A 24,679-nucleotide genomic window follows, 5' to 3' on the forward strand; every position below is an offset into this window, starting at 1 on the left:
AGGACATAATCATCGATGGCAACTACCCATTTAGCAGGGACAAGCTTAGAGCCTCAAGCGCCTAAACTTCCACTCACCAGGCCATTTCTTGTTTCTATTGCAATAGTGTTTCTGCTCGCAATGCACATTTTTATGCCTAACCCCGGAGGGTCTGGGCTGGCATTGTCTTTTAATGCGACCACTTGGATTGCTGTCAGCCTTTCTCTCGCGTTAGGATTATATCAAGCAGGGACACAAGGGGTACTGCGATACAACAAACTGACCATAGGGCTCTTCATTTGTTGTGTACTACTAACCATACCTGTGCTCTACCCCAAATCAGACTTTTCTTTATCTCAAGGCAAGCTTATCGGCCTTTGGGCAGGTTTTACCCTCTTTTTCGTGCTGCAACAGTTTCGTTTCAGTAACAAACAAAAACAGCGTTTACTGTGGTTTATTACCATCGCGGTTTTCATTCAAGCCCTATTTGGTTGGGTACAATACTTCGTTCTTCAGCCTAATAATCTATTTGGCTACGATACCGCCCAAAACCGTCCCTATGGTATTTTTCAACAGCCGAACGTCATGGCGAGTTTTCTCGCGACAGGCCTAGTTCTTTCCGGATACCTACTCACTCGACACCCCAAAAAATATCACCGCCAACTCAGTGAAGTGCTACTACTCTACGTCATGCCAGTTGTGACAGTTCCACTTTTGATACTGATTGCTTCTCGCACCGGCTGGTTAGGCGCCTTGCTTGCTGTCATGTTGCTGTTACCTTACTTATACCGATTTGCCACAAAAAAGCGCTTTTGGGGATGGCTAGCCGCCATCTGCCTAGGTTTATCTATAGGTAGCAGTATTAATCTCCTGTCGGCTGGAGACTCTCTTGCCACGCAGCGCGCGAATCTGGAAGGCCCCCGACAGTACACCTTCCCACAAACTCTGGATATGCTAGTCGAGAAACCCTTCACAGGTTATGGCTACGGACGATTTGAGCCTGAATATATTGTCTACACGGCCCGCCAGCATCAGCTAAACCCTAGCTATCATCCAGGTTTGGCTGCGATGGATCACCCACATAATGAACTGCTCTATTGGGGAGTTGAAGGGGGGTTATTGCCTGTTTTAGCCATCATGCTTGCTGCCGTGATGGTGTTACTTCGGATATACAACGCGAAAAAAGGTACTCGCTTAGCTATGTTTGCTTTATTTGTCCCTATCGTTCTGCATAGCCAATTGGAGTACCCTTTTTACCATTCAGCCATCCACTGGATTACTTTTGTGGTTTTGCTCTTTTGGATAGATCAACGTGCTGGCTCATACCGTCTCGCATCCATTAGCATTGTCAGTAAAACACTCTTTCGAGTGATGAGCTTAATCGTACCCATCCTAGTCAGCTTCTATATGCTGACAGCCCTACATACCAACTATGTGTTGACGAAGTTTGAAACATCAACGCCTAAAGACCCAGATTTGCTCAATGAAGTGACTAATCCAATCGTTTGGAAAGACAGATACGATTGGGACATTTATAGCACCTATCTCAATATTGGCCTTTATCGTCAGGAAGCAAAGTTCATCCAGCCCTACATTGACTGGTCACTTCAGATTATTAAAGACAAGCCAAGGCCGGCGTTTTATAACAACTTAATTCTTGCTTACCAAGGCTTAGGCGACAGCGAACGTGCCGAGCAAATTCGCAGAGAAGCCCAATATCTATTTCCTGAACGAGATTTCTCACACATACAGTATATTGCGCCAGATATTGATGCGCTAAAAGCCGACAGCGAAAAGCAATTAGATTGAATTAAACCCTAAAAGTTAGCCAACGATGACTCACCAGCTTTGACAAAGCCGCTCAGAGCTGGATGGGCGTTCTGCTGAGACAAATGTTCTATCTTATCCGCAACCGCCACCTTTCCTTGGTCAACAAAGGCAAAATGCGAAGCGATAGCTTTCGCGTCACTGATATGATGAGTCACCATCACCACGGTAATATTGCGCTCTGCGGCTAATTGCTTGACCAGTCCGAGCATCTCTTCTCGCAATACCGGATCAAGCGCCGAGAAAGGTTCATCAAGCAACCAAATAGGATGAGGCTGAACAAAACAACGGGCTAATGCAACACGCTGACGCTGTCCGCCCGACAATTGCTCAGGTAAGCGATCCAAATATTCCGCAATACCAACCTGCATCGCTGCTTGTTCCACTTGACTGGCTTGCTCAGAGTTGAGCTTCAACCCAGGGTGTAGACCCAATCCAATGTTTTCGCGTACTGTGAGGTGGGCAAACAGGTTATACTCCTGAAATAGCATCGCAAAAGGACGTAGGTAAGGCTCTTTGCCCACAACCTCTAATCCACCAGCTTTGATACTGCCGCTTTCAGGTTCGATAAAGCCCGCGACCAAAGCCAGTAACGTTGATTTACCCGCCCCACTCGGCCCCATCAATGCGACCAGACTTCCCTGCTCAATATGTAAATCAAAATGGAATAGATCCTGATGGTAATAGTAATGTACATCATTGAGGGTCAACATAAGTCACCTTAGAGTTTGCCTTAAATAGGGTTTCAATCAGTGCAAAACAGCCAACACTGAGCAGTAACAGAGTGACTGACACGACAGCTGCTGCATCCATCTGATAGCTGCCCAGCAATTGCAAAAGATACAACGGCAACGTGCGGAACTCCTGACTACCAAATAGGGCAATCGCACTTAAATCTCCCACCGCAAACATAAAACTGATCGCGAAAGCATGTGCCATCGGCTTTTTCAGGGCTCGCCATTCAACAACGCGAAAGCGCTGCCAGCCTTTCATACCTAAGCTTGCACATACGTATTGGTATTGCTGCTCGATATGCAGCATCGGCTGTGACAAGGTTTTGATCACGTAAGGCAAACCCATCAGCGCATTCACCGCGACCACAATAAAAAACGCCAGACTAAACACATCGGTAAAAGACCGCAGTAGTAAGAATAACCCTGTGGAAATCACCAAACCGGGCGTGACAAGAATGATCGTTCCCAGTAACTCAATCTGATCCGCATGACGGTTTTTTGCATTCAAACGCAATCGACGGCTAGTCAGCAATATTGCAATCCCTGCCGAGAGCGCGATACCGCTCGCCAATGCTGCCACTTTAAGTGACGACCATAACGCCAGCCAAAATCGTTGATCCGTAAACACTGATAGGGCTTCTGAGTTGAGGCCGCTGAGCACCACCATCAGTAAAGGTGGCAGCACCAATAGCATACTCAGGCCAATCCAACTCCAATCCCAGATGCGTGACCAGATGGAATCCTTTGCCATATAAAGGTTATGACCTTGCGTACCTGAGCTCACAGCCACAGGCTTGGTCAAACGCTGCACTGCCAACGCCATAATACCGCACAATAGCATCTGCCATATCGCCAGTAATGCCCCTGCCTGCAAATCAAAATCAAATTTGATCGCCTGATAAATCGCCAGTTCTATCGTGGTCGATTTCGGCCCGCCACCAAGCGCCATTACCGTCGCAAAACTGGTAAAGCACAGCATAAACACCAAGCCACACACATGTGGCAGTTGTTGACGCAAGCGAGGCCATTCGACCCACTTAAATTTGTGCCAGTGGCCCATGCCTAGATGCGCACACAGTTTATGCTGTTCAACGGGAATAGACTCCAATGATTGCAATAGCAGGCGCGTCGCATAAGGCAGGTTGAAGAACACATGCGCCAGTAAAATACCGTTCAGACCGTAAATCGAAAATGGCAGCTTAGAATCAAACCATGCAAAAGCTGACGACAACAGACCGCTATTGCCATAAATCGCCAGTAAGCCAAACACCCCAACCAGTACAGGCAGTACTAATGTGGTGGCAAACAGCTTAAGCAGCAAAGATTTACCAGGAAAGGTACGCCGAGATAGTGCGTGCGCAACAGGGACGGCTAAGCCAACACTGAGCAGAGTCGACAGGAACGACTGGTAAAAGCTGAACTTGGTGACATGCCGATAATAAGGGTCTGCCCAAACCTGAGCGATATTCAGGGATGGGGCAGCAACTAACAAAGCACCGAGAGCAGAAACAACAAAGGCCGCGATAGCTATCGCGACCCAGAGTCCCAATTTTGGAATACTACGCAAAGCGTCTCCTTAGAAGGTTAAGGCGCTTTGCCACTCACGTATCCAAGATTTTCGATTTTGCGCTACTTCTTCTGCGCTAAAGCTCAAGGCTTTTTCAGGTACCGTCAGTGTCTCAAAACCTTCAGGCAGTGCGACTTTAGTTACTGGGTACATCCAGTTGCCTGTTGGCATCAAAGACTGGAAGTCGTCGCTAAGGATAAACGTCATAAATTCATCGGCTAATTTTTCGTTTTTCGATGCTTTTACTTTAGCCGCCACCTCAACCTGAGTGTAATGGCCTTCGGCAAAATCAGCGGCGGCGTATTTGCTGTCGCTTTCTGCGATCAGGTGATACGCCGGTGAGGTAGTGTAAGACAACACCATGTCTGACTCACCTTCAAGGAACATAGAGTAAGCCTCAGACCAACCTTTGGTGACAGTGACGGTTTTCTTCGCCAGTTGTTGCCATGCTGGGGTGACGTCATCGCCATAGACAGATTTCATCCATAGCATCAAGCCTTGGCCCGGCGTTGACGTACGGGGATCCTGATAAATCACTTTCAGATCATCGCGAGATTCCACCAGCTCTTTAAGGCTCTTTGGTGGATTGGTGAGCTTTTCTTTGTTGTAGACAAACGCAAAGTAACCGAAGTCATACGGCACAAAAGTACTGTCTTCCCAACCGTTAGGCAGACTGACCGATTTGGTATCGACCTTGTGCTCGGCTAGTAGTCCCGTTTTCTGCGCTTCTGCCATCAGGTTATTGTCCAAACCTAACACGATATCCGCTTTGCTGTTGTCTCCTTCAAGGCGCAGGCGATTAAGAATAGAAACGCCATCATCAAGAGCAACAAAGTTCACATCACAGCCACATTGCGCTTCAAACGCTTTTTCCACTTTCGGGCCTGGGCCCCAATCCGCGGCAAAAGAATCGTAGGTATAAACGGTAAGGGTGTTATCTGCTGCCAATGCAGAAAAAGATGTCAGTGTGGCAACGGCGATGGTACTTAAAGTGGTTTTCATTGCTCGCTCTCTCCTTGGTTGAGCGGCACAGGTTTGAGGAAACATTGGCAGGGCAAATGTTCAGACTCAATTCCTACGCCAGCATTATCTGGTTCAGGTACACGGGTCCTGGGCTTTGCCCAATCTCAGCTTCATCTGTGCGATGAGTAGCTCCCCGATGAGTATCGGCTGATTGTAATCGTAATGTTGTCAATTAGCCAGAGTTATACACGCTGGTCATATCCCCAACGCGGGACAAGCCCCTGTTCAACATTAAGATGATCGAGAATTCTCGCCACCATAAAGTCGACCAGATCATCAATAGACTTAGGTTGATGGTAGAAGCCCGGAGCCGCAGGCATAATGGTGACGCCCATCTGCGACAACTTATGCATATTCTCTAGATGCAACGTAGAGAACGGTGTTTCACGCACGACCAGCAGCAACTGACCTCGCTCTTTGATCACCACATCGGCCGCACGCTCAATAAGATTATCAGACATACCATGTGCGATGGCAGCGACACTGCCTGCAGAGCAAGGACACACAACCATCTGTTTCGGTGCCGCAGACCCAGAAGCCACTGGAGAGAACCAGTCGTCTTTGCCGTACACGAGCAGCTTTTCGGCATCACAGTTTAAATGCGTCACTAGCGCCTGTTGAGCCAAATCAGGGTTGGCAGGTAGCTTCAAATTATGCTCGGTCGCCAACACAACCCGAGCTGCTGAAGAAATCAGTAGGTGCACTTGATAGCCCGCAGCTAACAGGCACTCAAGTAGTCTTAGTCCATAGGGCGCACCGGAAGCCCCTGTAAAAGCGAGTGTAATCGCTTTGTGTTTCTCTTGCTTCATACCGTTACATTCATCTATTCGGCAAGTTTCGCCAGAATTTTATCGTGGATACCTTCAAACCCACCATTGCTCATCACCAGAATTTGATCGCCCGGTTGAGCCTGTTCTGCCATCATCTGCACTAGCGCATCAACACTGTCTGACGCATAAGCCGACTGCTGACATTGCTGGGCAATGTCCTCGACAGACCATTCAATATTATCTGGTTGATAAAGGAAGACCACGTCAGCCTGAGCAAGGGACGCAGCCAATGTTTCTTTGTGCACACCACGTTTCATCGTCGCACTACGAGGTTCAAGTACTGCAAGAATACGTTGTTGGCCAACCTTATTACGCAATCCACCCAGAGTAAGTTCAATCGCCGTAGGGTGATGAGCGAAGTCATCGTAAACCGTAACCTGATTCACCTCACCTTTTAGCTCAAGTCGACGTTTGGTATTGATGAATTTCGCCAGCGACTGGCAAGCTAAATCCGGAGTAACACCCACGTGACGAGCCGCGGCGATGGCCATCAAGGCGTTATCGACGTTATGATCGCCCACCAGATCCCACTTCACAGTACCGACGGCTTCACCTTGGAAAAAAACTGTGAATATTGAACCATCGGCGACTTGTTTCTCCGCTAGCCAGTCACCTTGTTCGCCGCTGAACTCCGTTTCGCTCCAGCAGCCACGCTGTAATACATCGGCAATTGCTGAATCGCCTTGCGGGGCAAGGATTCGACCATTCCCCGGCACGGTTCTGACTAAGTGATGGAATTGGCGCTTGATCGCTTCCAGATCATCGAAGATATCCGCATGATCAAACTCCAAATTGTTCATGACTAACGTGCGAGGATGGTAATGCACGAACTTAGAACGCTTATCGAAAAAAGCACTGTCGTATTCGTCGGCTTCAACGACAAAAAACATACTTTCGCCCAAACGTGCTGAAACCCCAAAGTTGCCCAGCACCCCACCAACAAGGAAGCCAGGTTGATAGCCACAGTCTTCCAAAATCCACGCCAGCATGCTGGAAGTTGTGGTTTTACCATGGGTTCCTGAGACAGCCAACACCCAGCGGTCATGGAGAAGAAACTCCTGCAGCCACTGTGGGCCTGAGGTGTATCTCAGGTTACTGTTGAGTACGTGCTCGACACAGGGGTTGCCTCGACTCATCGCATTTCCGATCACAACCAGTTCAGGTGCTGGGTCAAGCTGAGAAGGGTTAAAGCCTTCAATGATTTCAATACCTTGAGACTCCAGCAATGTACTCATTGGTGGATAAACGTTGGCGTCACTGCCCGTCACTTTGTGACCTAATTGACGAGCTAAAATTGCAGCACCTCCCATAAATGTGCCACAAATTCCCAAGATATGAATATGCATAAACAACCTTCTCCAAGGCGAAAACTGAGCTGACATTATGGCGATTATACGCAGAAAAGCGAACTACTTTGCTCACTGTTTTTACGTCACACGAGCGCAAATGATTACGTGTTATGCTCGTTCTCGTTATAGGATTGCATCAAATAGGGCGATGAAAACCTTAATTAGGTCGACAAATAAAACGAGATCTCAGTCAGTTAGTTCATTACCAATAAAAAGATCTAACTCTTAGACTAGAGCGTAGGCGAAATCTAAGATCCGTCAGAGGTCATCAACGCCAATCCCCCTATATTGAAGCGACTTAAAGGAAAAATCATGTCTGGAATGCGCACCCTTGGCGAGTTCATTGTTGAGAAACAAGCGGACTTCCCCCACGCTAGCGGTGATCTATCATCCCTACTTTCTTCTATCCGACTTGCTGCAAAAATCGTTAACCGCGAAATCAACGCAGCTGGTCTTGGTGACATTACCGGTGCAGTCGGTACTGAGAACGTACAGGGTGAAGACCAGCAAAAGCTGGATGTTTACGCGAATGAAAAGTTTAAAGCAGCGCTAGAAGCCCGTGATCAGGTTTGTGGTGTTGCCAGTGAAGAAGAAGACGAAGCTGTTGCGTTCAATAAAGAGCTGAACAAAAACGCGAAATACGTGGTTCTGATGGATCCGCTAGATGGGTCTTCAAACATCGATGTTAACGTGTCAGTTGGCACCATCTTCTCAATTTACCGTCGCGTGTCGCCTATCGGCACACCACCGACAGAAGAAGACTTCCTTCAGCCAGGCCACAAGCAGGTCGCTGCAGGTTACGTCATTTACGGCTCTTCAACGATGTTGGTGTACACAACTGGTAAAGGCGTGAATGGCTTTACCTACGATCCATCTCTGGGCACATTCTGCTTGTCTCATGAAAACATGATGATTCCTGAAGATGGGACGATTTACTCAATCAACGAAGGTAACTACATCCGCTTCCCGATGGGTGTGAAGAAGTACATCAAATACTGTCAGGAAAATGAACCGAGCGAGCATCGTCCTTACACGTCACGCTATATTGGCTCACTGGTCGCGGACTTCCATCGCAACCTGCTTAAAGGCGGCATCTACCTTTACCCAAGTACGCAAAGCCATCCAAACGGTAAGCTGCGTTTGCTATACGAATGTAACCCAATGGCTTACATCATTGAGCAAGCTGGCGGTGTAGCGTCTGATGGTAAAACTCGTATCATGGACCTCAAACCAACCGAACTGCACCAGCGTGTGCCTTTCTTTGTTGGCTCAAAAAACATGGTCAAGAAAGTGGAAGAGTTCTTAGAACAACACCCCGAAGATTAAATATAAAGGCGCTTTCGAGCGCCTTTTTCACATTTTCTTGAGCAAAATCTCGCCTTAGTTGGTTTACATAAAACCGAGTTTAGCAGTAAGGTATTCCGGTCTTATATTCAGCCCGTGTGCCTCATTGAGGTACAAACTAAAAAAGGAACTTTCTTAATGAGTTTAAACAACGTACCAGCAGGCAAGTCTCTTCCTGATGACCTCTATGTCGTGATTGAAATCCCAGCTAACGCGGATCCAATCAAATATGAAGTAGACAAAGATTCAGGTGCTGTGTTCGTCGACCGCTTTATGTCTGCACCTATGTTCTACCCATGTAACTATGGTTACGTAAACCACACTCTGTCTCTAGACGGTGATCCGGTAGACGTTCTGGTTCCAACACCACATCCTCTGATGCCTGGTTCAGTGATCCGCTGCCGTCCAGTCGGTGTTCTAAAAATGACCGATGAGTCTGGTGAAGATGCGAAAGTAGTGGCGGTACCACACACTAAGCTGTCTAAAGAATACGATCACATCCAAGACGTAAACGACCTGCCTGAGCTGCTAAAAGCGCAAATCACGCATTTCTTTGAGCGTTACAAAGAGCTTGAGTCTGGCAAGTGGGTAAAAGTCGACGGTTGGGAAGACGTAGAGTCAGCTCGCAAAGAGATTCTAGAGTCTTACGAGCGCGCACAGAAATAATCAAAAAGAGCCAGCAATGCTGGCTCTTTTTTAACTACGTGAACGAGAGTCTGCTAAGCTTCTACCTGCCTCAAATTTCATTCGAAAGAACTTATCCACATCGTCACATATTCCAAAATAAGATTGCTTTCGTGACCCTAATGCATAAGGGTTCTGCTCACAATATGCGGTTTTCCCTGTTTCGTAACCTCTGAGATAGACAGAATAAAGTTCCTGAGACAAAACATGATTTTGTGAAAGCTCTTGTTTTGATTGAACTTTGTATCCACTTAGTGCCCGTTGTTCACCATAACTTAGCCAGTCGCCTTCTGAAGTGGACGAAGGAAGCGGAACGGCACATCCAACAAGAAAACTTGCTAATAGTAAAACTCTAATAATCATTGTCATTCTCCTGGTTGCACATTGCATGAACTCATACCCTCTGGCACCAATCACCTGATGAAATAATGGTATCGAGCTTACTGCTGTCTTGATACAAGTATATCCAAGCTTCACCAAAAGGAGTCTCAATCTGCTCACGGCGATACTCGACTGGCACATCTTCCAGCTTATCTACCTTGGCCAATGTCTCATCATCAATCAGGTACACTTCACCCAGTATTGAGTCATGACCTTCAATCACTGCCGGATACGGTCCAAGATCGTATAACGCGTAGTTAGGAAGTGTTTCAAAATGCCCCAAGCATTGGGTTCCGATCAGATAATCGTGGTTGCTCTCCCCTTGACGTAGGGTTCCATACACAAAGAGTAAATGCTGCATCCTGCCACCTAACTTTCCGATTAATTAAACTCAAACTGATACAGTAGATCGACAGCACTATCCAGACCTGACACAGCCTCAACGTACAAATCCTGCATCAGACGATAGCGCACCGTAAACTCACCCACAGAGTCAAAAATACCAACGCCATATTTGACTTGTAAGCCCGGTAGCACATAGCCACTCACGGTCACTTGGGAATCATCACCAGATCCTGCGGTATCCAACTGAAGATCCTGAACACCAAAGGCTTCTCCGATTTCTCCAACCACATGGCCACTTTGCGCTAGACTCAACCCAATCAAAGTCGTCGTCATAGAGTTTCCTCCAGACTCCCCGTCTATATTCTGACCACGTAACAAATAAGATAGCGCATTAGCTTGTGGCATAGCGGGTTCAGAGAAGATAGTAACGGTCGGTTCGTCAGCAGGGCCTGTCACTCGCACTCCTGCCGTCACCTCATCCTGAGTGTTATCAGGGTTACGTATGGCGGTAATTTGTACATAAGGCTGATCTACTGGACCATTCATGAGAATCTTCCCTTGTTTGATCAACAAGTCTTGACCAAAAGATCGATAAGAACCATCCACAATGTTCACTTCACCGGTCACAAATGGTCCCTGATCGCGTTGTGCAACATTGAGATTACCCGATAACCCGCCTTCCAAGCCAAAAGCGGACAGCTTGAAATCATCACCAATATTGATGTTGACATTGGTTTGAATACTGAATGGAACACTTGTCGTTTCATCTTCGGGTTGTAACTGCTCATTCAAGAGCACTTGATCTTTAGACACCCCGATCGCGCTTGGTGGTAACTCTTCAACCACAATTCGCCCCCAAGGCAAAGAAATATCACCATCGATACGAGCTTGTTGAGGTGAAGCGGAAATCGTCATATCCGGCACAACTTTGATTTTTACCATCGGCGGCACATCCACCAATAGCTCTTCAGCAAAAACACGCACATTGGTCTGCCAATCTTCAAGATCTTGCCAGTCAGCATCACCCGCGATTTCCAACTTGCCATCCGGGGTATTAATCGCTGCGGCTAAGGTCGCATCATAGCCAGAGAAATTAACCACCAGCTTACCCGAATCAATTTCGACCGGCGTAATCTCACCTTTAAGCAAAATATCATCGACCACAAACTGGCCATTAACGCGAGGTTGCATCATTGGGCCTGAGAAGGTTAATTCTGTCTGAATATTGGATTTCATCTTGCTGTAGCCCCCAAGCAGTGGAGCAAGAAAATCCACGTTAAACGTCGTTAAACCCAGCTTACCGTCGAGCCGTTTGTCTTTTGCTAACACATCAGGGATCCTAACTTCTCCTGAAATGTCACCATTGTCCGTTACATCCAATAGCCAATCCGCCTGTAGCTTATTGTCTACTAGGTGAGCATTGAGCTTGAATGACTCCCAACCTAGCTTTACAGGTTGCTTGTTAGTCTGAGCCAACGAGCCTTTTGGCATCTCCACATCAAGCATCACCTCAGGTGCAGTGTCAGGATTCCACTTCGCGATGGCTGCTGCGTTAACGGCGCCTTGTAGATTAATTTCCTGTGGGATAAAAGTTTTGATCTGTTCAAAATCGAATTGTTTAATTGAGAAGTGAGCTTCTCCACTCTTGCCTGCCGTTAAATCTTGATCGAGACAGACTGAAGAACCGGATTGCAACCAGCAATGGGCAGCAACGAAAGCTTGTTGTGAATCCATCAACAATTCTATTGGTGTCGGCTGTGCCAAGGTCCATGTTCCCTGTCCCGAAGTCAGTGACATGTTCTCTAACGCCCCTTTCCATGCAAGCTCAGGCGTATCTTGAAGCGCACCTTGAATCGCAAGTTTCGTCGAAGCAAGATTTGAATCAACATCCAATCTCAGCGTATGTTGCTTCTGCTCCCCATCAAAGTTCAACGCAATGGTATCGATCAAATAGTCTTGATACTGAGTATTAGCGACTTGAAGTTTGAGTTCTCCTGACGGCAAAGGTAACGGAGAGATCTGCCCTTTCAGCGCCACGCTTTGCACACTCACTTCCTGCTGCCATTTTATCGCTTTCGCCTTGAGGTCAATGCCAACTTGGGGCTGCTCTAATTGGCCGGTCAGCTTGATCTTACCTTGTGCGCTGCCCTTCAAGTCGGGGATAGACTTAGCGATATCCAAAAAGTCTACCACCACCTGCATGTTCAACTCTCGGTCTATATCCCCTTTAGCTATGAGGTGATTAGGACCATGGGACAAAACAAGGCGAGGTGTACTGAGTTTGATGTCTCCACTACTAGCGCGATCTGATGCTGACAACGCACCTTCAATGTTAAGTGGGTAATCACGTAAGATACCATCGATATCCAAAGTAGGTAGTTCCACCTGCCAGCCACCTTGCTCAGTTAATGAACCTGACGTCGATAGCTGACCGCTGATTTTCCCTTCCGCCTGCTGCCACTGGAGGCCAGGCTGAATATCGACCAATGATATGTCCGCTGCCCAATTAATCGGAGCTTGCCAATTCGCCATCACCGTACCACTCACCTCTCCACCTAAAGTTTGTATAGAGAGGGACTGAAGATCGATTTGGTTTAAATCCCCGTTGCCGCGCAAAGTCAGGTCAGCATCAGGCAATTGCTTACCTTTCAGAGCCGAATCGAGTTCAACACTGTAGCCGCTTAGCGAGCCTTGTGTATGCAAGTTGCGTATTGTGGCATAATAATCACCTTGACCTTTCAACGGCCATTGAAGGTCGCCATCACTCAAAGTCAGTTCAAAAGGAAATTCAGCCTTCAGTGGCTGCAGTGCCGCTTCAAGATGTGCCTTCGCTAAACCGCCAAAGTCTGCCTTTAACGTCAAGTCAGCAACACTTCCCGTCGCATGCAGTTTGACTGTCTGTCCATCCGCTATCTCCTGCTTCACTTTGGCATTCAGTTCCAGATCCAACGGATAGTCATCTGCTAAGGTCACCGTTGTACTCAGCACACCTTCGACTTCAGGCATATCCAACTCAAGAGTATCAACCTGAACTTGGGAGCGGGCCGCACTTGCCTCCAACCCCAAATGGTGCACGACTACAGGAGTAGGTTGTCGCAGCTCAAAATCATTCACATCTAGTCGCACTACATCAATTTGCAGCGGTAAGGTAATGTTTGGTAAGGCTATCGGTGTGTTAGCATCCGCAGAAGGACTTGCAGCAGGGGCTGGTTCACTGGCCTCACTTGGCGCCAGTTCGACGCGAATGGAGTCGAGCGCCGTTTTGTTGATTCGTAGACGATTGCCCTGAAACGCTAATCCAGTCGTGAAAGACTGCCAGTTGATCTGATTACCTAGAATATCCAGAGATATGTCGGTTAAGGCGACGCGTTTGACTTTAATTGGCAGCGGCGCTGTTACTAGACCACTTTCTTCAGCCACAGATTCATCTGGCGTTGCGTTGCTCTGCGGTAATTCCGGCATCTCAAATTTAAGGCCATCTACCGCGAGTTCATCGACACAAACGCTGGGCTCTGTCAGACAAGTAGCATTAACTGCCAACGTGATTGAGCGTGCCTGCACATCGACGTTAAGTGAGTCGTCTTTAAACACAACACCATTAAGCGTAAAGCGCGGGAAAATCGCCCCTGAATGGGACTCGACTTTCAACTGAGGCACAAACTTTTCTGCACCCCAGAGCGCTAATTTAAGACCCGGAGTTGTAAACAGTACTACTGCTAAGGCGATGGCAATAGCCACCAATAAGCTGATTAAAGAGATAGATAGCCACTTAGACCATTTAAACACTACCTTGGTCATAACTCAGGCCCTAATGTGAAGTGGATTTTGAATTCATCACCCGGCGTCGCATCTAACCCCCATGCAAAATCGAGACGAATAGGACCGACGGGCGATGCCCAACGGACACCAAAACCGGTCCCGCGTTTAAAGTCAGGTTGGTCATTGAACGCATCACCATAATCATAAAAAAGCGCACCCCACCATTTACCATAAAAACGATACTGATATTCGAGAGAAGAAGTGGCGATGTACTTTGCGCCCGTTAATGCGCCACTGCTATCTTGAGGAGAGATAGACTCGTAACCATAACCACGTAAATTGTTATCACCACCGGCAAAGAAACGCAGTGATGGCGATAACTTATCAAACTCATCCGCGAAGTTAGCACCGCCGTCTAAGCGCAAAAGGCCACGATGATTACGCCCTAAACTTCGAATCCATGTGGTTCCTGCTTGAAGCCGAATCACTCTAGTCTCAGACAGCAAGCTATCATCGCCAAACTCCAACGTCATGGTTTGACTATCTCCCCAACGAGGCATCGCTCCACCACGAATACGACTCCGGCTGAACGTCACCCCAGGTAACACAAACTGCCCTGAGTCATCTTGTAAGCCCTGCTCATAATTTTCCAGCAAGTAACGTACAAATAAAGTCCTGTGCCAGCCATTATCTAATAGCCAATGACGCTCAACAGCCAAGTTCGATTCCAAGCTTTTGGTGTTACGGTTGTCGACATTTTTCATACCGTAGCTGACTTGATAATACTCATTGAGTGCATCTTCAAGTGGAATTCGGTAACCGGCAGTAATCGTTTGTTCTGGCCCAGAAAGTGAGAAGCTGCTGTCAAAGCTGTGCCCTCGGGCATTTACCCAAGGCTTTTTCCATTTTAAAGAGCCTTTTACTCCAACATCTGTGGAGTAGCCTAAGCCCGTTTCAATTTTGTTCTTAGCCTGTGGTGCCAGAGACACTTTCACTGGTAGTTCCCGACCTTTTCCAAGCATGGATAAATCGGGCTCCACAAACACCGAAGAAAACCAATCCGTATTCGAAAGGTTTTGGTTGAACTCACCTACTTGAGAAACCTGATATGGGTCACCTTGTTTGAATGGTGCCAACGAGCCAACACGGTCTTCTTCAATTTGGCTGCCAGAAATGATCTTCTCACCAAAGGCATAACGAATCCCACTATCGAAATGTAAACGTATGAACGCTTCATTCAAATCAGGAGATACCTCCAGTCGACTCATGGTGTAGTCACCTTCGAAGTAGCCTTTTTGCAAAGCGAGGTTGCGAATACCAGATTTGAGACCGTCATACAAACTGTGGTTAAGAACTTCCCCTTCATGAATACCGCTTTTACGAATCAGAGCCTTAAATGAACGATCATCACTAGCTTCGCCCGTTAGCTGTATATCCACTTCTTTAATCAGTACAGGAGAACCGGGAGTGATGACCACCACCAATTCACTTCCCTCGTCTTCCACACGAAAAGAAAAATCTGGGTGGTAATAACCAAGCGCATTCAGGGCTTCGGTGAGGCTCTTTTCAAGGCGAGCTTGAAAGCGTAGGCTGGTGTTGTAATCTTCCTCAGGGATAGAAGACAGATAAGCGTCAACATTCGTCTCCAACTCACCAGATAAACCTTCAACGGACAAATCCACGGTCTGAGCAAAAGCAGGTAAACCGCTAGCAAGGAGAATGACTGGTAATGACTTTCTTATCATGGTTTATTTACTACCTAAAAATCTTAACGGAATAATAACGCCACTCAAAAAATAAGTCTGTACGAAAACAGTCAATTAGGCGGTCTACTCTCAAGATTGTTAATGTAAGGATATTTTCTATGCTCGACAAACAAACTATGATCACCGCTCAGCAGGCACTACCAGGCCGTGATCAAGCCCTGCCCCTTGATGATTCACATTTTGTTAATCAATCCAGTTTGACCGCAAAGCCTGCCAAGGGTTGCGAAGAAATGTTGTTTGGCATGGGGTGTTTTTGGGGGGCTGAGCGCCTGTTCTGGCAGCTTGATGGCGTAGTTAGCACCTCTGTAGGATACGCAGGCGGTTTTACGCCTAACCCTACCTACGAAGAAGTGTGTTCAGGCCAGACAGGTCACACAGAAGTAGTGCGGATTGTCTTTGATCCTACGGTCATCAGCCTAAAACAACTATTGCAGATCTTCTGGGAACACCACAATCCAACCCAAGGTATGCGCCAAGGCAACGACTTAGGCACACAATATCGTTCTGCCATTTACGTTTATAGCGATGAACAATATCAGGCAGCGATACAATCAAGAAACGAGTATCAAGCGTTGCTCGGACAGGAAACCTCATCCATTACCACCGAAATCTTGCCTGCTGGTCGATATTATTATGCGGAAAGCTACCACCAGCAATATTTGGCCAAGAACCCGAATGGGTACTGTGGGTTGGGGGGAACGGGGGTTTGTTTTCCACCGGAAAGTTAAGGCATACAAAGTAAAAGTCGCCCAATTGGGCGACTTTTTATTTTCCTACACAGGTAACAGGGTAATGGCCTGATTGATTTCCTTAAAGGTATTCATTTTCTTTTTATCTTTAATATCCGGCATTAAGACTTTGCCGTTATCAAATCGGAACTCACCGACCCCTGAAATAACAAACTTTCCTTTGAATAAGGTTTTGACAAAACGTGCCACCTGACGTGGACGATATTTTGTAAACTCGCGTAGCATAACCACCTCATATCCATTTGCGATTCGAACCTATCCTTGGTTCCACCTTTCCTCCTGAAAGGCTTACAACACATCATACACATTAATAGTATCACCACAAGCAGCAGGATCACAATTAACAAACAAAAAATTAACATTTGGCGTTTTACTCAGCAATAGAGAAAATTTCGTTATATACTTTTTCCGCTTACTAAAAAGGAAGAAAACAATGAAAAACAAGACTCTATTAGCTTTAGCAATAGCATGCTCTCCCATGTTTGCTCTGGCACATAATCTCTCTGTAGGTCAGCCAGTACCGAGCATTGAAGTGACGAATTACGGTGAGATTATGGTCAAGGACAACGATACAAACTATCAATCATGGTCCTCTCAGGACATGTTGGGGAAAGTTCGTGTCATTCAAGCGATTGCCGGTCGCAGTAGCTCAAAAGAGCTCAATGCTCCACTAATGGCCGCGATTACTGCCGCTAAATTTCCAGAAGACAGCTATCAAACCACGACAATCATCAATCAGGATGATGCTATTTGGGGCACAGGATCGTTCGTCAAGTCCTCAGCCGAAGACAGCAAAAAAGAGTTTCCTTGGTCTTCAATGGTGCTTGATGAAGATGGCGTTGTCGCGAGTGCTTGGCAGCTAGCAGAAGAATCATCAGCCATCATAGTTCAGGACAAACAAGGTCACGTCTTGTTTGTTAAAGAAGGCGCACTCAACGAAGATGAAGTTCAACAAGTTCTGACCCTAATTAAAGATAATATCTAATCTCATTTGATCTTAGCGTTTCAATAAGAGTTGTTATAACATAACAGCTCTTTTTTCGTATTGAACAAAACGCTGTGACTTCTATTCATTCCCATCGCATCAAATACTTAACCCTTCATGCTCTATGTGGTATTGGGCTGATGCTGTGGATGAGTTTCGCCTACATCGACCATCAATACGAGCTCTCGTCAGCTCATCATGATGAACATCACTGCCAGCTATTCTCATGCGCACAACACGGCATGAGTCAATCATCTCTGACACTAATCGACACCTCATTACCTGATAGATTCGTCATTCAGGATGATTACCACTTCTACCAGCGACCAGCCTTTGCCTATCAAGCTCGCTCACCACCTGTAAGACTGATTTAGTTCACTCAAACTTTATACGTGCTGTTTTACCACTACAGCCATCGATTTTTATGATGACACTTTATTAGGATTCACAATGAACTCAATGACAAAAACTGCCACATTGGTTGCTCTTGCACTAAGTACCACTGCTTTCGCTGACGAAGGCTTTCGTCAACACGAAGCTCACGTACATGGACACGTTGAACTGAACATCGCTCAAGATGGTAAAGAACTGTTAATGGAAATTACCGCTCCTGGCGCTGATGTTGTGGGCTTTGAACATGCTCCAAAAACAGCAGAGCAAGAAAAAGCCCTTAAAGAGGCCGTCACTCGCCTAGAGAAAGCAGACTCAATTTTTACTCTTGCATCAGCAGCAGGTTGTAAAGTTGAACATCAGTCAGTCACACATACACTAGGTGCTGACGACCACGACCACGACCACGACCACGACCACGACCACGACCACGACCACGACCACGACCACGACCACGACCACGAAAAGCATGACGGACATCATGATGAACACAAGCATCACGATAGCCATGACGAGCATCATGATGAGCACAAGCATCACGAAGGTCACGAAGGTCACGAAGGTCACGAACACCATGATGAACATAAAGGTGGCCATGGCGAATTTACTGTGGAATACCACTTCGAATGTGACGATATTAACGCGCTCTCTTCCATCGATACGCAATGGTTTAACGCTTTCCCAACCACAGAGTCGATCAGCGTGAACCTACTGACAGATAAAGTGCAAACAGCACTTGAATTGTCTTCAGGCAACACTAAGATTTCGTTTTAATCATTCTCTAAGTCTGATGGCCTAAGCCATCAGACTTTTTCGTTCAGGTTATGCCGATGGTAGAAAATAGAAGCAACAGCGTTGTCGAGCTGGAGCAGGTCACCTTTACCTGGCCCGGAAATCCAACGCCAACACTCGATATCAATCAACTTAGTATCACTGCAGGAGAACATCTCTTCATCAAAGGACCTAGCGGCTGCGGTAAATCGACTTTACTGGGCTTGCTCACGGGGATTAATACAGCCAGCAGTGGCCAGTTACGGGTTCTTGGCCAAGACCTTAACCAGATGAAAGGTAGCCAGCGCGACAAGTTCCGTGCCGACCACATTGGCTATATATTTCAACAGTTCAACTTGTTGCCCTATCTCAACGTGATTGAAAACGTCATCCTACCCTGCCAGTTTTCCGCACAACGCAAATCACAGGTCGATACATCACTGGTTGAAGACGCGACTCGGCTGCTGGAAAAACTTCATCTACCTGCACATTTGCTGGATAAGCCTGTCGTGGAACTGAGTATTGGTCAGCAACAGCGTGTCGCAGCCGCTCGAGCTCTGATTGGCAAACCAGCCCTAATCATTGCCGACGAACCGACTTCTTCGCTCGACTACGACAACCGCACCGCGTTTATTGAGTTGCTGCTTGAGCAGGTGAATCAAGCTCAATCAACTCTGCTGTTTGTTAGTCATGACCCAACATTGGAAAGTTTGTTCGACAGAACATTAAACTTAAACGAATTGAATCAGGTAGGAGTGACACCATGACCCCAACATTCATGCTTGCCTGGAAAAGTGTTCGTAATCGCCGTGTCACCGCCATTCTGACCATATTAACCGTCGCAATTTCGGTCATCCTACTACTGGGTGTAGAAAGAATCCGTACTCAAGCCAAAAGCAGCTTTGCTAATACTCTCTCAGGGACTGACCTGATCGTCGGTGGACGCTCTGGTCAAGTAAACTTGCTGCTCTACTCAGTGTTTCGCATCGGTAACGCCACCAATAATATTGACTGGAAGAGTTATCAGGAATTCAGTAATCATCGTTCTGTGAAGTGGGCGATTCCTATATCTCTCGGAGACTCACACAAAGGTTTCCGCGTGATGGGCACCAATCACAGCTATTTTGAGCACTATCGCTATGGCAAAAAACAGAACATTGCCATCGCTGAGGGACGCGAATTTGACGGCTTGTTTGAGACCGTCATTGGCTCTGATGTCGCCCGCTCTCTGGGGTACAAGATAGGCACAGAAATCATTATTGCCCACGGTATCAGTGACGTTGGATTCAGTCGTCATGACAACCTGCCATTTAAGGTGGTCGGTATTTTAGCCCCAACAGGCACCCCAGTAGACAAAACTGTTCATGTTTCTCTTGAAGCGATTGAAGCGATTCATGTGGGTTGGGAGTCCGGAGCCCACTTGGGCAATACACCAAGCGCAGATCAGCTTGAAAAGCAAAACTTCCAACCAAAACAGATCACTGCCATGTTGCTTGGCCTAAACTCCAAAATTCAGACCTTTGCTCTGCAACGTCAAATTAACACCTACCCTAAGGAGCCCTTGAGCGCGATTCTTCCGGGAGTTGCCTTGCATGAATTGTGGGGAATGATGTCGGTGGCAGAGCAAGCTCTGATGGCCGTGTCTGTCTTTGTTGTTATTGCCGGTTTACTCGGTATGTTGTCGAGCTTACTAACTAGTCTCCAAGAGAGACGACGGGAAATGGCAATCCTGCGAGCCATGGGAGCGAGGCCTAGGCATGTACTGGCGCTACTGGTTATGGAAGCCAGTGCCTTAACCTTAGTCGGCTTAGCGGTTGGCGTTATAGGTTTATATGCCCTGTTAGCGACTATTGCTCCAGTGATTCAACAGCAATATGGGATACACATAGAGATGATAGCTTTATCCCATTATGAGTGGATGCTACTTGCAGCGGTACAGTTAGCAGGTACTGTAATCGGCTTTATTCCAGCGTTCCGCGCGTACAGACAATCTCTCAGCGACGGTATGACAATACGAGTTTAAATATGAAACAGATATTCTTAGCGCTCATGCTTGCCGTGAGCTTTGTAACCCCATCGCTGGCTAGTGCCAGTGAAGATATTCTCAAACTAGATTGGATAGATCTGATCCCAGAAAGTGAACGCCAGCAATTTGATTCTTCTGGTATGCCAGTAACGGATCACTCTGGTCAAGCTGCAAAGCAATCGCTAGTGGGTAAAGTACGCCAAGAGCTGAATGGCAGTAAGGTAAAAATACCTGGCTTTGTGATCCCCTTAGAAGGAGATGAGGATAAAGTCACGGAATTTCTGCTGGTTCCATACTTTGGTGCATGTATTCACGTTCCACCACCACCACCAAACCAAATCATATATGTGAAATTCCCTAAAGGAGCGCCTGTGCAGCAGCTTTGGGATGTCATTTATGTGGTAGGAACATTAAAAACGGAAACCATCAACCATGAACTGGCTGAAACAGGCTACGTTTTAGAAGGCACCGCTATCGAAGAATACGATGACTACTAATATTATTTAACATAAGAGCAACCTGTTAATTATCCGCTTTTCTTTATATATATCTAGAGAGATAAACCAAGACGGCTAGATAAACCAGAAACAATAGGGCAATTGACAGGTGCTTTTTCAGTTTACTCTCATTTAAAAACTTCATAAGCCCCTCAAAAACATCGATAACAATTTTAACAACTTATTATCATTTGGCATAGCGCCAATTTTCAAAGCTTGCTCACATAGTTCTTCTGGCGGCTAAACTGGTTAAGAGGTAAATTTAATAAGCATATTTAACACTTTGATGAGTAAGGAATTCACATGTCAGAGAAGCAAAAGCCAGTTGTCATTGAGCACGAGTCTAACGCTGAAGCTCGGCATGAGAAAAAAACCGCCTACATCAAAGACAGCGCTAGCCGAGTCATGAATATTGCTCAAACTCATGGCCTTGATGCCCTGTTACAAAAAGAGGCTCCGCAAAAGACTGCATTAGAGAGAGCGCTGATTCGAGAGCGCCGCTACAAAGAACAAAAGCAGAAAAACCTCGAACAAATTCTCAAGCTCGCTCACCTCTCCTGTAAAGACGAAACAGCGGGCGACCCAGATCATGACTGGCTTCATCGTTTCTTCTCTATGGCACAAGAAGTTCATAACGCATCGATGCAACGCTTATGGGCACAAGTGCTAAAGCGTGAAGTCACGAATCCTGGCTCCACTTCCATGAAAGCTTTGAAGGTACTACAGGATATGTCTCCCAAAGAAGCGCAAATACTGCAGCGTGCCGCTTCTCTTGCATGCAGCTTTGGAGGAGATACTAGTCGTAAACTATTAATTGGTTATCGAGCTCAGGGGGGAATTTTCAACTTTGGTAAGCGCAACATCACTGGCAACATCAATGTCGGTAACTTCCAGTTGCCTTACTCCAATCTGTTGGTGCTGTTTGAGTTAGGTTTGATGCACGGAACAGAGCTTGAGTCAGGCGAAATTGATCTCGACTCTCCCTTACCCCTAACATATCAAGGTAAACAGTTATCATTGCAAGCGCACAGCAAAGGTGTTCGACTACTCTATTACCGCTTCAGCCCTACGGGCAATGAGTTATGTAAGCTGCTTGGTAATAAACCCAATATGCAATACTACGATCAGATGGTTGCTTTGCTCAGCCAGAAATTCACCGCAAGTACCGACGTCAAGTCAACTATTGATACCACCGTATGATAAAGAGTTGTCTCGAGAGAGTATTAACTCCAATTATAAAAAACGCCAACCTTTCGGTTGGCGTCATCATCAGCTCACTAGGTTATATGCGATTACGCTTTGAAAGCCTTAAACGCATTAATCAAACCATTAGTCGAACTATCGTGTGAGCTGATTGCTGAATCATCCGCAAGTTCAGGCAAGATTTGGTTTGCTAGCTGCTTACCAAGCTCCACACCCCATTGGTCGAAGCTGAAGATATTCCAAATAATACCTTGTACAAAGATCTTGTGCTCGTACATAGCGATTAGGTTACCCAGTGTACGTGGTGTGATCTGTTTTACTAGGATTGAGTTAGTTGGGCGGTTACCTTCAAATACCTTGAATGGCGCAAGCGTTGCGGCTTCTTCTTCGCTCTTGCCTGCTTTAGCAAATTCGGCTTTCACTGTCTCTTCCTCTTTACCAAAAGCAAGCGCTTCAGTTTGAGCAAAGAAGTTAGACATCAATTTCTGGTGATGATCACCTGCTGGATTATGACTGATGGCAGGTGCAATAAAGTCACAAGGAATCAGCTTAGTACCTTGGTGAATCAACTGGTAGAACGCATGCTGACCGTTAGTACCAGGTTCACCCCATATAATTGGACCTGTTTGGTAAGTCACTGCGTTACCGTCACGATCAACGTACTTACCGTTCGATTCCATGTTGCCCTGTTGGAAGTAAGCAGCAAAACGGTGCATGTACTGATCGTATGGAAGAATCGCTTCAGACTCAGCGCCATGGAAGTTGTTGTACCAAAGACCCACTAGCGCAAGGATTACAGGAATGTTGCTCTCAAAATCTGCTGATGCAAAGTGGTTATCCATTTCATGAGCGCCATCAAGTAGCTCAATAAAGTTGTCGTAACCAACCGCTAGAGCAATTGAAAGACCGATTGCCGACCACAGAGAATAACGACCACCAACCCAGTCCCAGAACTCGAACATGTTGTCTGTGTCGATACCGAACTCAGACACTGCTGGAGCATTAGTTGAAAGCGCTGCAAAGTGTTTCGCTACGTGCGCTTCATCACCTGCAGATTCAAGGAACCAATCTCGTGCGCTATGTGCGTTGGTCATGGTTTCTTGAGTAGTAAACGTCTTAGAAGCAACTAGGAATAACGTGGTTTCTGGGTTTACTTTTTTAAGCGTCTCAACGATGTGAGTACCATCAACGTTAGAAACGAAGTGCAGATTTAGGTGGTTTGTGTATGGCGCTAGTGCTTCAGTCACCATGTAAGGACCAAGGTCAGAGCCACCAATACCAATGTTAACTACGTCCGTAATCGCTTTACCTGTATAGCCTTTCCACTCACCGCCGATAACGCGCTCGGTGAATGATTTCATTTTTTCTAGCACGGAATTGACCGCAGGCATGACATCTTCACCATCGACCATAACAGGCTTGTTGCTACGGTTACGCAGTGCGGTATGAAGTACTGCACGACCTTCTGTTTGGTTAATCGCTTCGCCACTGAACATCGCTTCGATTGCTGCCTCTAGCTCAGTTTCGTTGGCAAGTGCGAACAGGTGTTTCATGGTTTCTTCATTGATTAGGTTTTTAGAGTAATCAACAAGAATGTCGCTACCGAAACGGGTAGAGAACTTATCAAAACGTGCTGCATCTTGTGCAAATAGATCTTTGAGATCCATATCTTGTGCAGTTTCGAAGTGCGCGGTTAGCGCGTTCCAAGCTTGTGTTTGCGTTGGATTGATATTTTTCAACATGGTTACTATCCCGATGTTACAGTAGGTTTTATTCCATACAGCCTAGCGAAAACTGTGGAATCCCCGATTATGCAAAAATAGTTCGGTTCTGGCGTTGCAACAAGCAGCCAAAACTTTGTAATAAATTTTCAAGGTGCAATTATGAACCAGAGTGGCTGCACCATCATTGAGTTAAGTCACGTTAAATGATTAAGTGACACTCAAACCCAGACTTATATTGACTCTCACCATACCGACAAAGGTTAGGTTTGCCAAATAGATTATAAAGGATGCCATATGTGGTCTCAGAAGCGTATTCAATTGAGCGCAAGAAAGCGTGGGTTTCATCTCATCACCGATGAAATAGAACAACAAATCCCAGAAATAGGTCAGTTTTCTGTCGGAATATTACAGTTATTTATCCAACACACTTCTGCAAGCCTGACCATCAATGAAAATGCAGATCCAACAGTTCGTCATGATATGGAGAAACACTTTAATCACTATGTGCCTGAACGGGCTCCCTATTATAAGCATACCTATGAAGGTGATGATGATATGCCAGCCCATATCAAAGCTTCTACTTTAGGATGCAGTGTCATGATTCCCATTAGCAATGGGCGATTAGCATTAGGGACATGGCAGGGGATCTATCTTGGAGAGCACCGAGATTATGGCGGGAGCCGCACTCTTGTGGCGACAATACACGGTGAACGGTAAAAAGGCTGGCTTTTCGCCAGCCCACTATA

The 24,679-nt window shown here is 46.4% G+C and carries 23 protein-coding genes and 1 riboswitch; of the genes, 12 read left to right on the forward strand and 11 right to left on the reverse strand.

Annotated features, from left to right (window positions below):
- The first annotated feature begins 15 nt into the window (after positions 1-15).
- The gene (locus L1D15_RS18950; RefSeq protein ID WP_239876693.1) at positions 16-1,788 is read left to right on the forward strand and encodes a PglL family O-oligosaccharyltransferase; all 1,773 of its coding nucleotides are present in this window, start codon (positions 16-18) and stop codon (positions 1,786-1,788) included.
- Between the two features lie 8 nt (positions 1,789-1,796).
- Here the strand turns inward: L1D15_RS18950 and thiQ are convergent, their stop codons facing one another.
- The 5 genes from thiQ to mpl all read right to left on the reverse strand — a co-directional run bounded on the left by thiQ (position 1,797) and on the right by mpl (position 7,306).
- Positions 1,797-2,519 (reverse strand): thiamine ABC transporter ATP-binding protein, encoded by a 723-nt coding sequence (gene thiQ, locus L1D15_RS18955; protein WP_239876694.1) that lies wholly within the window; start codon positions 2,517-2,519, stop codon positions 1,797-1,799.
- Positions 2,503-4,107 carry a thiamine/thiamine pyrophosphate ABC transporter permease ThiP gene (thiP, locus tag L1D15_RS18960; protein WP_239876695.1) on the reverse strand — a complete coding sequence of 535 codons (1,605 nt, stop codon included), beginning with the start codon at positions 4,105-4,107 and terminating at the stop codon, positions 2,503-2,505. The genes thiQ and thiP overlap by 17 nt, the downstream gene beginning before the upstream one ends.
- 9 nt (positions 4,108-4,116) lie before the next feature.
- Complete coding sequence (gene thiB, locus L1D15_RS18965) at positions 4,117-5,109, reverse strand: thiamine ABC transporter substrate binding subunit (RefSeq protein ID WP_239876696.1); 993 nt, start codon at positions 5,107-5,109, stop codon at positions 4,117-4,119.
- Positions 5,110-5,162: 53 nt separating this feature from the next.
- Positions 5,163-5,276, reverse strand: a riboswitch (TPP riboswitch).
- Between the two features lie 36 nt (positions 5,277-5,312).
- Positions 5,313-5,939, reverse strand: coding sequence for a flavin prenyltransferase UbiX (locus L1D15_RS18970; RefSeq protein WP_239871373.1), 627 nt, complete (start codon positions 5,937-5,939; stop codon positions 5,313-5,315).
- A gap of 14 nt (positions 5,940-5,953) precedes the next feature.
- On the reverse strand, positions 5,954-7,306 hold the full coding sequence (mpl, locus tag L1D15_RS18975; RefSeq protein WP_239876697.1) for a UDP-N-acetylmuramate:L-alanyl-gamma-D-glutamyl-meso-diaminopimelate ligase: 1,353 nt from the start codon (positions 7,304-7,306) through the stop codon (positions 5,954-5,956).
- A 315-nt stretch (positions 7,307-7,621) separates the two neighbouring features.
- Here mpl and fbp point away from each other — a divergent pair, with 315 nt between their 5' ends.
- Positions 7,622-8,635 (forward strand): class 1 fructose-bisphosphatase, encoded by a 1,014-nt coding sequence (gene fbp / locus L1D15_RS18980; protein WP_239876698.1) that lies wholly within the window; start codon positions 7,622-7,624, stop codon positions 8,633-8,635.
- Between the two features lie 156 nt (positions 8,636-8,791).
- Entirely contained in the window at positions 8,792-9,319 is a 528-nt protein-coding gene (gene ppa / locus L1D15_RS18985; protein ID WP_038509400.1) for an inorganic diphosphatase, read from the forward strand.
- Positions 9,320-9,349: 30 nt separating this feature from the next.
- Here ppa and L1D15_RS18990 read toward each other — a convergent pair whose 3' ends face one another.
- From L1D15_RS18990 to L1D15_RS19005, 4 genes are read right to left on the reverse strand one after another with little or no spacing between them, the layout of a single operon-like run.
- On the reverse strand, positions 9,350-9,700 hold the full coding sequence (locus tag L1D15_RS18990) for a DUF2799 domain-containing protein (protein ID WP_239876699.1): 351 nt from the start codon (positions 9,698-9,700) through the stop codon (positions 9,350-9,352).
- Between the two features lie 31 nt (positions 9,701-9,731).
- Complete coding sequence (locus tag L1D15_RS18995; RefSeq protein ID WP_239835093.1) at positions 9,732-10,079, reverse strand: gamma-glutamylcyclotransferase; 348 nt, start codon at positions 10,077-10,079, stop codon at positions 9,732-9,734.
- A 20-nt stretch (positions 10,080-10,099) separates the two neighbouring features.
- The gene (locus L1D15_RS19000; protein ID WP_239876700.1) at positions 10,100-13,861 is read right to left on the reverse strand and encodes a translocation/assembly module TamB domain-containing protein; all 3,762 of its coding nucleotides are present in this window, start codon (positions 13,859-13,861) and stop codon (positions 10,100-10,102) included.
- Positions 13,858-15,567, reverse strand: a complete 1,710-nt coding sequence (locus L1D15_RS19005) for an autotransporter assembly complex family protein (protein ID WP_239871390.1) — start codon at positions 15,565-15,567, stop codon at positions 13,858-13,860. The genes L1D15_RS19000 and L1D15_RS19005 overlap by 4 nt, the downstream gene beginning before the upstream one ends.
- A 119-nt stretch (positions 15,568-15,686) precedes the next feature.
- On the opposite strand from L1D15_RS19005, the gene msrA reads away from it, so the two are divergent.
- Positions 15,687-16,316, forward strand: coding sequence for a peptide-methionine (S)-S-oxide reductase MsrA (gene msrA / locus L1D15_RS19010; RefSeq protein WP_239876701.1), 630 nt, complete (start codon positions 15,687-15,689; stop codon positions 16,314-16,316).
- Between the two features lie 45 nt (positions 16,317-16,361).
- Here the strand turns inward: msrA and L1D15_RS19015 are convergent, their stop codons facing one another.
- A complete protein-coding gene (locus L1D15_RS19015; protein WP_239835089.1) occupies positions 16,362-16,562 on the reverse strand; it encodes a DUF1107 domain-containing protein in 201 nt (66 codons plus the stop codon).
- Positions 16,563-16,770: 208 nt separating this feature from the next.
- Between L1D15_RS19015 and L1D15_RS19020 the strand changes: the two genes are divergently transcribed.
- From L1D15_RS19020 to L1D15_RS19050, 7 genes are all read left to right on the forward strand, one after another.
- The gene (locus tag L1D15_RS19020) at positions 16,771-17,322 is read left to right on the forward strand and encodes a YtfJ family protein (RefSeq protein ID WP_239871395.1); all 552 of its coding nucleotides are present in this window, start codon (positions 16,771-16,773) and stop codon (positions 17,320-17,322) included.
- Positions 17,323-17,396: 74 nt separating this feature from the next.
- Positions 17,397-17,696, forward strand: coding sequence for a DUF2607 family protein (locus L1D15_RS19025; RefSeq protein ID WP_239876702.1), 300 nt, complete (start codon positions 17,397-17,399; stop codon positions 17,694-17,696).
- 76 nt (positions 17,697-17,772) lie between these two features.
- Entirely contained in the window at positions 17,773-18,486 is a 714-nt protein-coding gene (locus L1D15_RS19030; RefSeq protein WP_239876703.1) for a DUF2796 domain-containing protein, read from the forward strand.
- 56 nt (positions 18,487-18,542) lie between these two features.
- The gene (locus L1D15_RS19035) at positions 18,543-19,250 is read left to right on the forward strand and encodes an ABC transporter ATP-binding protein (RefSeq protein WP_239876704.1); all 708 of its coding nucleotides are present in this window, start codon (positions 18,543-18,545) and stop codon (positions 19,248-19,250) included.
- Positions 19,247-20,506 carry an ABC transporter permease gene (locus tag L1D15_RS19040; protein ID WP_239876705.1) on the forward strand — a complete coding sequence of 420 codons (1,260 nt, stop codon included), beginning with the start codon at positions 19,247-19,249 and terminating at the stop codon, positions 20,504-20,506. The genes L1D15_RS19035 and L1D15_RS19040 overlap by 4 nt, the downstream gene beginning before the upstream one ends.
- A 2-nt stretch (positions 20,507-20,508) precedes the next feature.
- Positions 20,509-21,006, forward strand: coding sequence for a DUF3299 domain-containing protein (locus L1D15_RS19045; protein ID WP_239871408.1), 498 nt, complete (start codon positions 20,509-20,511; stop codon positions 21,004-21,006).
- A gap of 303 nt (positions 21,007-21,309) precedes the next feature.
- Entirely contained in the window at positions 21,310-22,206 is an 897-nt protein-coding gene (locus L1D15_RS19050) for a TIGR03899 family protein (protein WP_239835082.1), read from the forward strand.
- A 92-nt stretch (positions 22,207-22,298) separates the two neighbouring features.
- Here L1D15_RS19050 and pgi read toward each other — a convergent pair whose 3' ends face one another.
- Positions 22,299-23,951 (reverse strand): glucose-6-phosphate isomerase, encoded by a 1,653-nt coding sequence (pgi, locus tag L1D15_RS19055; RefSeq protein WP_239876706.1) that lies wholly within the window; start codon positions 23,949-23,951, stop codon positions 22,299-22,301.
- Positions 23,952-24,227: 276 nt separating this feature from the next.
- On the opposite strand from pgi, the gene L1D15_RS19060 reads away from it, so the two are divergent.
- Entirely contained in the window at positions 24,228-24,650 is a 423-nt protein-coding gene (locus tag L1D15_RS19060; RefSeq protein WP_239835080.1) for a secondary thiamine-phosphate synthase enzyme YjbQ, read from the forward strand.
- Positions 24,651-24,679 lie beyond the last annotated feature (29 nt).

This window comes from Vibrio sp. Isolate25 (assembly GCF_022398025.1).
Classification (GTDB): domain Bacteria; phylum Pseudomonadota; class Gammaproteobacteria; order Enterobacterales; family Vibrionaceae; genus Vibrio; species Vibrio coralliilyticus_A.

Coding starts and splice junctions, on each gene's coding strand:
- L1D15_RS18950 (WP_239876693.1), top strand. CDS start 16: ATGGCAACTACCCATTTAGCAGGGACAAGCTTAGAGCCTCAAGCGCCT.
- thiQ (WP_239876694.1), bottom strand. CDS start 2,519: ATGTTGACCCTCAATGATGTACATTACTATTACCATCAGGATCTATTC.
- thiB (WP_239876696.1), bottom strand. CDS start 5,109: ATGAAAACCACTTTAAGTACCATCGCCGTTGCCACACTGACATCTTTT.
- L1D15_RS18970 (WP_239871373.1), bottom strand. CDS start 5,939: ATGAAGCAAGAGAAACACAAAGCGATTACACTCGCTTTTACAGGGGCT.
- mpl (WP_239876697.1), bottom strand. CDS start 7,306: ATGCATATTCATATCTTGGGAATTTGTGGCACATTTATGGGAGGTGCT.
- fbp (WP_239876698.1), top strand. CDS start 7,622: ATGTCTGGAATGCGCACCCTTGGCGAGTTCATTGTTGAGAAACAAGCG.
- ppa (WP_038509400.1), top strand. CDS start 8,792: ATGAGTTTAAACAACGTACCAGCAGGCAAGTCTCTTCCTGATGACCTC.
- L1D15_RS18990 (WP_239876699.1), bottom strand. CDS start 9,700: ATGATTATTAGAGTTTTACTATTAGCAAGTTTTCTTGTTGGATGTGCC.
- L1D15_RS18995 (WP_239835093.1), bottom strand. CDS start 10,079: ATGCAGCATTTACTCTTTGTGTATGGAACCCTACGTCAAGGGGAGAGC.
- L1D15_RS19000 (WP_239876700.1), bottom strand. CDS start 13,861: ATGACCAAGGTAGTGTTTAAATGGTCTAAGTGGCTATCTATCTCTTTA.
- L1D15_RS19005 (WP_239871390.1), bottom strand. CDS start 15,567: ATGATAAGAAAGTCATTACCAGTCATTCTCCTTGCTAGCGGTTTACCT.
- msrA (WP_239876701.1), top strand. CDS start 15,687: ATGCTCGACAAACAAACTATGATCACCGCTCAGCAGGCACTACCAGGC.
- L1D15_RS19015 (WP_239835089.1), bottom strand. CDS start 16,562: ATGCTACGCGAGTTTACAAAATATCGTCCACGTCAGGTGGCACGTTTT.
- L1D15_RS19020 (WP_239871395.1), top strand. CDS start 16,771: ATGAAAAACAAGACTCTATTAGCTTTAGCAATAGCATGCTCTCCCATG.
- L1D15_RS19030 (WP_239876703.1), top strand. CDS start 17,773: ATGAACTCAATGACAAAAACTGCCACATTGGTTGCTCTTGCACTAAGT.
- L1D15_RS19035 (WP_239876704.1), top strand. CDS start 18,543: ATGGTAGAAAATAGAAGCAACAGCGTTGTCGAGCTGGAGCAGGTCACC.
- L1D15_RS19040 (WP_239876705.1), top strand. CDS start 19,247: ATGACCCCAACATTCATGCTTGCCTGGAAAAGTGTTCGTAATCGCCGT.
- L1D15_RS19045 (WP_239871408.1), top strand. CDS start 20,509: ATGAAACAGATATTCTTAGCGCTCATGCTTGCCGTGAGCTTTGTAACC.
- L1D15_RS19050 (WP_239835082.1), top strand. CDS start 21,310: ATGTCAGAGAAGCAAAAGCCAGTTGTCATTGAGCACGAGTCTAACGCT.
- pgi (WP_239876706.1), bottom strand. CDS start 23,951: ATGTTGAAAAATATCAATCCAACGCAAACACAAGCTTGGAACGCGCTA.
- L1D15_RS19060 (WP_239835080.1), top strand. CDS start 24,228: ATGTGGTCTCAGAAGCGTATTCAATTGAGCGCAAGAAAGCGTGGGTTT.